At 65.8% G+C, this 8930-nt stretch carries 10 protein-coding genes; 7 read left to right on the top strand and 3 right to left on the bottom strand.

Translation table 11 applies throughout. The features are described 5' to 3' along the window. Window positions 1-143 precede the first annotated feature (143 nt). Entirely contained in the window at window positions 144-1055 is a 912-nt protein-coding gene (locus NU1_RS44525; RefSeq protein WP_067518470.1) for a PDDEXK-like endonuclease domain-containing protein, read from the top strand. Here NU1_RS44525 and NU1_RS06755 read toward each other — a convergent pair. Beyond that, complete coding sequence (locus tag NU1_RS06755; protein ID WP_067518478.1) at window positions 1020-1748, bottom strand: ABC transporter ATP-binding protein; 729 nt, start codon at window positions 1746-1748, stop codon at window positions 1020-1022. The genes NU1_RS44525 and NU1_RS06755 overlap by 36 nt on opposite strands. A 24-nt stretch (window positions 1749-1772) precedes the next feature. Further along, on the bottom strand, window positions 1773-2822 hold the full coding sequence (locus tag NU1_RS06750) for an ABC transporter permease (protein WP_067518468.1): 1050 nt from the start codon (window positions 2820-2822) through the stop codon (window positions 1773-1775). 130 nt (window positions 2823-2952) lie between these two features. Here NU1_RS06750 and NU1_RS06745 point away from each other — a divergent pair, with 130 nt between their 5' ends. Next, window positions 2953-4110 carry a sensor histidine kinase gene (locus NU1_RS06745; RefSeq protein ID WP_067518466.1) on the top strand — a complete coding sequence of 386 codons (1158 nt, stop codon included), beginning with the start codon at window positions 2953-2955 and terminating at the stop codon, window positions 4108-4110. Beyond that, window positions 4107-4739 (top strand): LuxR C-terminal-related transcriptional regulator, encoded by a 633-nt coding sequence (locus NU1_RS06740; protein WP_067518465.1) that lies wholly within the window; start codon window positions 4107-4109, stop codon window positions 4737-4739. The genes NU1_RS06745 and NU1_RS06740 overlap by 4 nt, the downstream gene beginning before the upstream one ends. Before the next feature lie 5 nt (window positions 4740-4744). Here NU1_RS06740 and NU1_RS06735 read toward each other — a convergent pair whose 3' ends face one another. Continuing rightward, complete coding sequence (locus NU1_RS06735; RefSeq protein ID WP_067518464.1) at window positions 4745-5587, bottom strand: helix-turn-helix transcriptional regulator; 843 nt, start codon at window positions 5585-5587, stop codon at window positions 4745-4747. Window positions 5588-5687: 100 nt separating this feature from the next. Here NU1_RS06735 and NU1_RS06730 point away from each other — a divergent pair, with 100 nt between their 5' ends. The 4 genes from NU1_RS06730 to cobM all read left to right on the top strand — a co-directional run bounded on the left by NU1_RS06730 (window position 5688) and on the right by cobM (window position 8573). Then, a complete protein-coding gene (locus tag NU1_RS06730; protein WP_067518462.1) occupies window positions 5688-6407 on the top strand; it encodes an SDR family oxidoreductase in 720 nt (239 codons plus the stop codon). Window positions 6408-6478: 71 nt separating this feature from the next. Continuing rightward, window positions 6479-6886 (top strand): hypothetical protein, encoded by a 408-nt coding sequence (locus NU1_RS06725; RefSeq protein ID WP_067518476.1) that lies wholly within the window; start codon window positions 6479-6481, stop codon window positions 6884-6886. A gap of 470 nt (window positions 6887-7356) precedes the next feature. Continuing rightward, window positions 7357-7782, top strand: coding sequence for a PPOX class F420-dependent oxidoreductase (locus tag NU1_RS06720; RefSeq protein ID WP_067518461.1), 426 nt, complete (start codon window positions 7357-7359; stop codon window positions 7780-7782). 32 nt (window positions 7783-7814) lie between these two features. Next, entirely contained in the window at window positions 7815-8573 is a 759-nt protein-coding gene (cobM, locus tag NU1_RS06715) for a precorrin-4 C(11)-methyltransferase (protein ID WP_067518459.1), read from the top strand. Window positions 8574-8930: the final 357 nt, after the last annotated feature.

Genomic DNA, 8930 nt, shown 5'->3' with positions numbered 1-8930 from the left:
CACCCGGCTGGAACCGCCACGCCCGCTCCCGACTTGGCTACGTAGGCCCCGAGAACAGCTTTTCAGTCCCCCCATTCCGCCCCAGCAAAGTTATCCACAGCCCCGGTAGCGCAGTGAGAACGAAGAGCGGAAGCTATTGGGCTATGGGGGTGTTGGATGAGCCGTTCTCCGGCTCATGGGCCTTGGCGGCAGGGTTGGTAACCCGGTGGGAGCTGCGGCACAACTTCGTACGCGTGTTCCCGGATGTGTATGTGCGCCGGGGGCACGTGCTGGATGCGAGGGAGATAGCACGGGCGGCAGCACACTGGGCAAAGGGGGCCGGGGTGCTGGTCGGATATTCCGCTGCTGCCCTACATGGGACCAAGTGGTTGGATTCGCGGCTTCCCGCTGAACTCGCACGGTTGGGACACTGCCGACAGCCCAGGGGAATACGCGTGGTCAAGGCGCACATCGACTTGCAAGAGCGCTGTGAAATTGAGGGTTTCGTCGTGACGAACCCGGCGCGAACCGCCTTCGACATCGGCCGTCGTCTGTCGCGAGATGCGGCGTTGCCGATACTCGACGCCCTCTGCGCCGCAACAGGCCTCCATGCGCAAGATATTGCGGCGGTGGCCCGGAGTCATTCGGGTACCAGGGGGATGCGCCGACTCGCGGACCTTATCCCGCTGGTGGACGCCGGCGCCGAATCGCCGCCCGAATCCCGCACCCGTCTACTGCTGGTGGACCACGGATTGCCGGCTCCTGCAACGCAACTGGTCGTCCGTGATTCCTACGGCGTATTCGTAGCCCGACTCGATATGGGCTGGGAGCAATGGCGAGTGGCAGTCGAGTACGACGGTGCCCAGCACTGGACCGACCCCCGTCAACGCGCGAAGGACATCGATCGCCTGGCAGTCCTGGAGTCGTTGAGCTGGCGCATAGTTCGAGTCGGTGCGACCCTGCTCCACCGCCGTCCTCACATCATTCTCGACCGTGTCCATGCCGCTATTCGCGCCCAGGGCATCGGGGACGACCATTGCTCAGGCGACGGCGAGCGAGGCGGCATTGCGGGTTAGGCGGCCGTCGATCATGGAGTAGACGGCGTCCATCTGGTGGAGGTGGGAGTGGTCGTGGGTTACCAGCAGGGTTGCGGCCTGATGGTCGTGGACCACCTGGAGGATCAGGTCGATGATCGCCGCGCCGCGTTCCTGGTCGAGGGCGCTGGTGGGTTCGTCGATGACCAGGAGGGCGGGGTTGTTCATGAGGGCGCGGGCGATATTTACGCGTTGACGTTGGCCGCCGGAGAGGTGGGCGGGGCGTTTGTGGTGGTGGTCGGCCAGGCCCACGGCGGCTAGGAGTTCCATTGCGTGGGCTCGGGTTTCGCGGCATCGGCGGGGAGAGACGAGGAAGGTTTGGCCGAGGTGGGTCATGGCTTCGAGTTGTTCCAGTGCGGTGAGGGCCGGGACCAGGTTGGGCTGTTGAAAGACAATGCCTATCTGGTCGCGACGTAGCGCGGCGGCTTCGCGGCGCGACAAAGCCGCGAGATCCCAGCTGCCGGAGGGTGTTTCGAGGAGCATGCAGCCCGCGTCGGGGCGGATGAGAGTCGAGACTGCGGCCAGCAGGCTCGACTTTCCGGAGCCGGAAGGTCCGGTGATGGCGGCGATCTCACCGCCGCGTACCGCGAGGTTCACCTGGTCGAGGGCGGTAATGCGGCCGCCGCCATCGGGGTAGGTGAGGGTGAGGTCGGCGACGGTGAGAGCGGTGGTCATCGAAAACTCCTGGGCAACAGACATTCAGCGTGCTTGGTTGAGGGCGGTGAGTGGATCGGTGGTGACCAGGAAACGCAGCGCGAACGCCGCGCCCAGTAGACCGAGGGCGATGAGGGCGACAGCGGGGAGCAGTGTTGTCCCCGGGCCGAGCACGAAAGGTAGTGCGTCGCCCATGAATACGCTCGCCAGCACGGTGCCGCCGACACCGACGCTGACGCCGATGAGCAGCACCACCAGGGCCTGGCCGAGCGCGTCGCGCACCAGCGAACCGGTAGTCGCGCCAAGGGCCTTCAGAGTGGCGATATCGGCGGTGCGCTGAATCGTCCACACGGTGAAGAAGGCTCCGATCACCAATGCGGAGATGGCGAACAGCATGACCGTCATCAGGGTCAGCGAACCGTTCTCGGCCTGATAGGAACTCATCGCCGACAGCGAATCCTCGGAAGTGGTGGTGGTCGTATGCGCGGCGGCATTGACGGCCGAACGGTCCGAGACACCGGAGACCGCGAGAATGGTGGCCGCGCCGGACCTGGGATTCACGGCCTGCCAGTCGGGCAGGGTCGTCCACACCACGGGCGTATGGGCGTACCAATCGTCGCTGGTCACCGACCGCACCGTGAAGGTGTCCGAGCCGAGCGTGACCCTGTCACCGGTCTTCGCATCCAGGTTTTCGGCGGCGGCGCTGCTCAGCACCACCTGCCCCGATCCGGTAGCCACACGATTGCCGAAGGGCGTACCGTCCACGCCGAACAACGCCACCTGGGTGGCCGGGACGCCATCGCGAGCGGCGCGGGTGCGACTGATTCCGATCGGGTCCACCGTGCCGCCGGTCGCCTGCCACGTTCGCACCTGTTCCTCGCTCAGGGTCGAGGAGTCGAAGGACGGTGCGGCGCCGGTATCGGCGAACACCACGGTATCGGTCCGCAGCGCCTGAATGGCGGAGATATTCTGATGCGCCAGACCGGCGGTGAGCCCGCTGAGGAAACTCACCAGCAGCGCCACCATGGTGACGACCAGTGTGATGAGCAGAAAACGACCGCGAGCGGCTCGCAGATCTCGGAGCGCGACGAACATAGCTCCACTCTCTCCCCGAAACGCCCACCGGACATCGCGCCGCGGAACGAAACGCGCACCAGCGAACGGTGGGGCGGCCATTCCTACTTTCGATGGATGCCGCCCAGGTAGCCGGGCATAAGCTAACAACGTGCATCGCTCCCCGTTGACTCCCGTGTTCGCCGCCCTGCAACTGGGACTGCACGCGCTCATGGTGGTGTTGACGATCGTCCTGGTGGGGCGGAATGTGGTGTCGCACGTGCACCCCGCCGCGTCCGTGGTGCTGGGCGGCGTCTTCCTGGGCGTCTACTTCGCCGGAGCGTTGTTCAAGAGCCGACCCCTCGCGGCGCGCCTCTGGCTGCTGCTGTTGACACTGCTGTGGCTGGGGCTGGTGATGCTCGCCCCGGACTCGGTGTACCTGGTGTTCGGGCTCTTCTTCCTCTATCTGCATCTGCTGCCCCGCTACTGGGGGCTGGTCGCGGTAATCGCCGCCACCGTCGTATCGATTGTCGGATTCGCCATTCATCGCGGATTTTCACTGGCGGCGGTCATCGGGCCGGTATTGGCGGCGGCGGTGGCGGTGGCCATCGGCCTCGGCTACTCGGCGCTGTACCGCGAGGCCACCGAACGACAGAAGCTGATCGACGAATTACTGGAAACCCGTGAGACTCTCGCCGAACGCGAACGCACCGCGGGCAAACTCGCCGAGCGTGAGCGGCTCGCTCAGGAGATCCACGACACCGTCGCCCAGGGGCTCAGCAGCATTCAGCTGCTGTTGCATGCCGCCGAGCGTGCCGCGCCCGACCATCCGGCACTGCAACAGATTCGGCTGGCTCGCGAAGCCGCCGCCGACAACCTCGTCGAGACCCGCCAGCTCATTGCCGAGCTCACCCCGGCGGCACTCGAGGGCCAATCCCTGACCCAGGCCCTGCACCGCATCGCGCAGCGCGCCGCCACCCCCAGTCTGGACACTCAGATGATGGTCGAGGGCGAACCGCACCGGCTGCCCATGCCCATGGAGGCCGCGCTGGTACGCATCGCCCAGGGCGCGGTGTCGAATGTGGCGCGCCACGCGCACGCCGAACGCATGCGCATTACCCTGACCTACGCCGATGACGCGGTGCACCTGGACGTGGTGGACGACGGTGTCGGTATCGCCCCGACCGTGCTCGCCCGATCACCCTCCGGCAGTTTCGGTCTCAATGCCATGCGGAGCCGCGTGGAGCAGCAGGGCGGCACCATGAATGTGGAATCCGAGCCCGGCCATACCGCTGTCACCGTCTCGTTCCCCCTGGAGGATCAGCAATGATCAGGGTCCTGCTGGCCGACGACCACGCCATCGTCCGGGCGGGTCTACGCGCCCTGCTGGATTCCGGTGCGGCCGAGACCGATTCCGCGATCGAGGTGATCGGCGAGGTCGCGACGGCGGATGAGGCCGTGGCCTTCTGCGCCACCACCCCCGTCGATCTGGTCCTCATGGATCTGCGCTTCGGCCCCGGGAAGTCGGGAGCCGACGCCACGGCGGCGGTCCGGGCGCTGCCGCAACCGCCGAATGTGTTGGTGGTGACCAACTATGACACCGATGCCGATATCCTCGGTGCGATCGAGGCGGGAGCCTGCGGTTACATCCTGAAGGACACCCCGCCGTCGGAATTGCTGGCCGCGGTACAGTCGGCCGCCGCGGGTGAAAGCGTGCTGTCTCCCTCGGTCGCCTCGAAACTCATGACCCGCGTGCGCAAGCCGGATACAACGCTGAGCCCCAGGGAAATCGAGGTGCTCCGCCTGGTCGCCGACGGCCTGTCCAACCGCGATATCGGCCGCCGCCTATTCCTCAGCGAGACGACGGTGAAATCGCACCTGGTGCATATCTACGCCAAACTCGGTGTCAAATCCCGCACGTCCGCGGTCGCCCGAGCTCGCGAGCACGGCGCGATCTGAGCGTGCTACCCGCTGAACTGCTGGGTCCCGGTCACGCGTAACAGGTCCAGCGCCGTGGCCTCGGGGGTGCCGGGTGCGGCGGAATAGACAATCACGGTCTGATCGGAATCCGGTACCTGTAGCGCGTCGCACTCGAGTGTCATCGGGCCCAGGGTCGGATGGTGGATGGTCTTGGTGGCGGCTCGGATCTGACCCGAGCGCCCTTCTCGCCACAACTCCTCGAATCGTGGGCTGTTGCTGCGCAACTCGGTGATCAAACGGCCGAGGTCGGGATCGCCGGGGTATCGGGCCTGCGCGGTCCGCAGCGCACCGACGCAGCCCGCCGCCGATCCCGCGTCATCCTCCGGTGTCAGCCGTAGCCGCCCGGTGCCGACACCGAGAAAGCGTTGCCAGATGAGATTGCGCTGCGCGGGTGGCCATCTCGAGAAATTGCCGAGCAGGGCGACCGCCAGCGAATTCCAGGCCAGCACATCGGATTTGGCCGAAAGCACCATAACCGGCAGATCCGACATCCGATCCAGTAGCCGCAAAACGCTGGACCGCACCAGCATTGGCACCCGTCCGGCCTGCGGCGGCTCGGACCCGGCCAGCCGGAACAGCAGGTCGCGGTCGGAGTCACTGAGCCGGAGCGCTCGCGCCAGCGCACCGAGCACCTGGGTCGAGGGTTTGGGGCCGCGCCCCTGTTCCAAACGGACCACATAGTCCACACTCAGCCCGGCCAGTTGAGCCACTTCCTCGCGCCGCAGTCCCGGTACCTGTCTACGCGGACCGGCGGCGAAGCCGACGTCGACGGGAGTGATGCGCGCGCGAGCATTACGCAGAACACCAGCGAGTTCGGCTTTATCCATGAATCCATGGTGCCTCCGCTGAGGCGACTCGGGGTGGTACCGCCGGTCCCAGGGGCGAGCGGTCCTGGCGACGCGGCGATGGTCAGGCGACGCTTCGCCTATGACTTCTTCGACAACAGCCCTCGTGACCGGGGCGAACAAAGGACTGGGGTTGGAGGCGGTGCGCCGCTTCGCGACCATGGGCTGGCGGGTGTTCCTGGCCGCGCGTGACATCGACCGCGGCACGACCGCCGTCCAGAAACTGAAGGCGGAGGGGTTGGAGGTCGAGTTCGTCCCATTGGACGTGACCTCCGACGAATCCGTCGCCGCTGCGGCCGAACTTGTCCGGAGTCGGGTCGATCGACTGGATGTGCTGGTCAATAATGCCGCCATCGGCGGTCCGCTGGCGCATCCCGCCGACACCCGAATAGACGATCTCCGGGAGCTGTTCGACACCAATGTCTTCGGCCCGATCCGAGTGACGAACGCCTTCCTGCCGCTACTGCGCGCCGCCGACAATCCTCGTATCGTCATGGTGTCCAGCGGTATGGGTTCGATCGCCGTCATCAGCGAACCGCAGTGGAAGGATGCGGTGCCACCGGCTCTCGGGTACCCGACGTCGAAGGCGGCGTTGAATATGATTACCAGCCGGTACGCGCACGCGCTGGACGGTATTCGGGTCAATGCGGTCGATCCCGGGTATACCGCCACCGACCTCAATAACCACTCGGGAACCCAGACCGTGACCGAGGGTACCGACGCTATCGTTCAACTGGCCGGGGTCGGTCCGGACGGCCCGACCGGTGGCTTCTTCAACCGGCTGGGCGTCGTTCCGTGGTGAGGATCGCGGGAATCCTCGTGGCCGCCGCAATGCTGCTGACGGTATTCGTTTGGCTGACAAGGGAGGACATCATGGGAGAAGAACGTGCGCGCGAGACCGACACCGTGCTGTCGATCGGCCTGAATCCGAACGCGGTCGACTTCAGTGGATATCCCGGCCAGAACGCCGAGACCCTGACCGCGCGTATCGAGGCGGGTAATGCCGCGCTCCGCGATGCCGGATTCGACATAGTGCTGTGCTTGATTCCCGCCGGTCTCGACGAAGCCGAGGCGAAGGTCCGCGAATGTCTGGCCGGAGGCGACTTCCGGGTTGCCATGATCGGGGCGGGTGTGCGCATGGCCCCCGAACACACGCTCCTTTTCGAGCGGCTGCTGAATGTGATCACCGAACTCTCACCCGGAATCAGGTTCTGTTTCAACACCTCTCCGGAAACCACGATCGACGCGGTGCGACGCTGGGTGGAGCCCCGAGCGCACTGAGCGGTCAGGCGTGCCGCTCCCCGGGCGTCCTCGGCGGAGTAGTTCTCGCGCAATGAGAAAGCCCGCGGTGCGGGCCCCTGCCTGCGAACCGCCGCCTACAACTCGGTATCGAGCCGTGCCTCCTCCGCGACCTGCGCCAAAGCTCTGCCGCCATGCCGTAGTCGCGCGGCGGGCGAGACCAGGTGTTCGGCAACTGATCTCCGATACAGCCCCGCTTCGACCAGCTTGTCGAGATGTGTGCGGCCAGCGTCCGATGAATCCCCACCGCTTCCGCAGTCGCATTACGGCTCACGTCCGCACCCTTGACCGGCCACGTGCTCGTACCGCCGCCGCCGAACCGGATCCCGCAGTACAGCGATCGCGTCGCCCTCCTGCACCTGGACAATCGATGAACGACAGCCGCTAGCGATAGAGCGCCCCCACCGCCCGGTTGGCGCTGATTACCGCGATCACTCTCTACCGTGGACCGCATGGCTTCCCTCTCCGATCCCCAGGTGCGCGAATTCCTCTCCGCCGGTACCCGAACCGGCAAACTCGCCTTCACCGCCAGCGACGGCCGCCCGGTGGTAACCCCGATCTGGTTCGTCGTAGACGGCGACAACCTGGTCTTCAATACCGGTAAGACCTCGGCCAAGGGCAAGGCCATCGCTCGTGACCCGCGGCTCGCGCTGTGCGTCGACCTCGAGGAGCCGCCTTTCGGATTCGTCCAGGTGCAGGGTGTGGCCGAGACTTCCGAAGACCTCGACGACCTGGTCCGGACCGCCACCGCCATCGGGGGCCGCTATATGGGGGCAGACCGAGCCGAAGAATTCGGCAAGCGCAACGGTGTCCCCGGCGAACTCGTCGTCCGTCTGCGTCCGACCAAGGTGACCGCCGCCTTCAGCCTCGCCGAGTGAGTTGTCGGAAGACCGCTGCATAGACTCGCGGGATGACTGTGCACTTCATCGGGGCGGGGCCGGGGGCGGCGGATTTGCTGACCGTGCGGGCGGTGGGGTTATTGCGCGGGGCCGCGGTGGTGCTCTATGCGGGGACCTATCTCGATCCCGAGGTGCTGGGGCACTGTGCGCCGGATGCCGAGTTGATCGATACCCAGGGGCTGGATCTCGACGAGATCATCGGGCACTGTGTGCGGGCGGTGGGGGAGGGGAAGGATGTCGCTCGGCTGTGTTCGGGGGATCCGTCGTTGTACTCGGCGTTGACCGAGCAGACTCGGCGGCTCGATGCGGCGGGAATCGCGTGGGATGTGACACCGGGGGTACCCGCGTACGCGGCGGCCGCGGCGTTGCTGGGGGCTGAGCTCACGGTTCCCGAGCTGGTGCAGTCTGTGGTGCTGACGCGGGCGCAGGCCCGGTCCACGGCCATGCCGGAGTCGGAGGGGCTGGACAACTTCGCTCGGACCCGGGCGACTCTGGTATTGCATTTGGCTATAACTCGGATTCGTTCGCTCGCGCAGGAACTGTCCGGCGAATATGGGGCCGACTGCCCGGTCGCGGTGGTTTATCGGGCCAGTCAGCCAGAACAGGTCGTGCTGCGAGGGACGCTCGCGGATATCGCGGATCGGGTGGCGGCGGCGGGGCTGCGGCAGGCGGCGGTGATCATGGTGGGAAGGGCGCTGGCGGAGGCCATTTCATGTGCGCAGTCGCACCTCTATGACCCGGCACGCGACCGATCCCATATCGCCGGGTGATGGGTATTTGTTCATCCCATGAATCGTGAAATGCGATGATAGCTAAGGGCTATAGCCCTTTTTGTATGCATACCCTCAGTGGGCGGTAGATTGGTTCGGTGGTGAGCAACAAGGTTCCGCGGAAGACGGTTGTGCCGTCGCCGGGTGTGGTCACGCCCATGTAACGAGATCTCCGGGCGAGACGGTACCCATAGAGCATTTTTGTCTGATTTGAATTCGAAGTGAACCCCGAACGCGGACGCCACGCTGGCAAAGGTCTGCGTCCTGTTCGGGTGTCGGTGGGGAGCGCTTACGTGGTGTTCCGGAAGCGAGGTTTGGGTTGGACCGGCTGGATTTCGGCGGCAACGGCGAAGCTGG

This window comes from Nocardia uniformis NBRC 13702 (assembly GCF_001613345.1).
Classification (GTDB): domain Bacteria; phylum Actinomycetota; class Actinomycetes; order Mycobacteriales; family Mycobacteriaceae; genus Nocardia; species Nocardia uniformis.
The sequence above is the reverse complement of the archived record's forward strand: the minus strand, read 5'-3'. Positions and strand labels throughout refer to the sequence as shown.

Coding starts and splice junctions, on each gene's coding strand:
- NU1_RS44525 (WP_067518470.1), top strand. CDS start 144: ATGGGGGTGTTGGATGAGCCGTTCTCCGGCTCATGGGCCTTGGCGGCA.
- NU1_RS06755 (WP_067518478.1), bottom strand. CDS start 1,748: ATGACCACCGCTCTCACCGTCGCCGACCTCACCCTCACCTACCCCGAT.
- NU1_RS06750 (WP_067518468.1), bottom strand. CDS start 2,822: ATGTTCGTCGCGCTCCGAGATCTGCGAGCCGCTCGCGGTCGTTTTCTG.
- NU1_RS06740 (WP_067518465.1), top strand. CDS start 4,107: ATGATCAGGGTCCTGCTGGCCGACGACCACGCCATCGTCCGGGCGGGT.
- NU1_RS06735 (WP_067518464.1), bottom strand. CDS start 5,587: ATGGATAAAGCCGAACTCGCTGGTGTTCTGCGTAATGCTCGCGCGCGC.
- NU1_RS06730 (WP_067518462.1), top strand. CDS start 5,688: ATGACTTCTTCGACAACAGCCCTCGTGACCGGGGCGAACAAAGGACTG.
- NU1_RS06725 (WP_067518476.1), top strand. CDS start 6,479: ATGGGAGAAGAACGTGCGCGCGAGACCGACACCGTGCTGTCGATCGGC.
- NU1_RS06720 (WP_067518461.1), top strand. CDS start 7,357: ATGGCTTCCCTCTCCGATCCCCAGGTGCGCGAATTCCTCTCCGCCGGT.
- cobM (WP_067518459.1), top strand. CDS start 7,815: ATGACTGTGCACTTCATCGGGGCGGGGCCGGGGGCGGCGGATTTGCTG.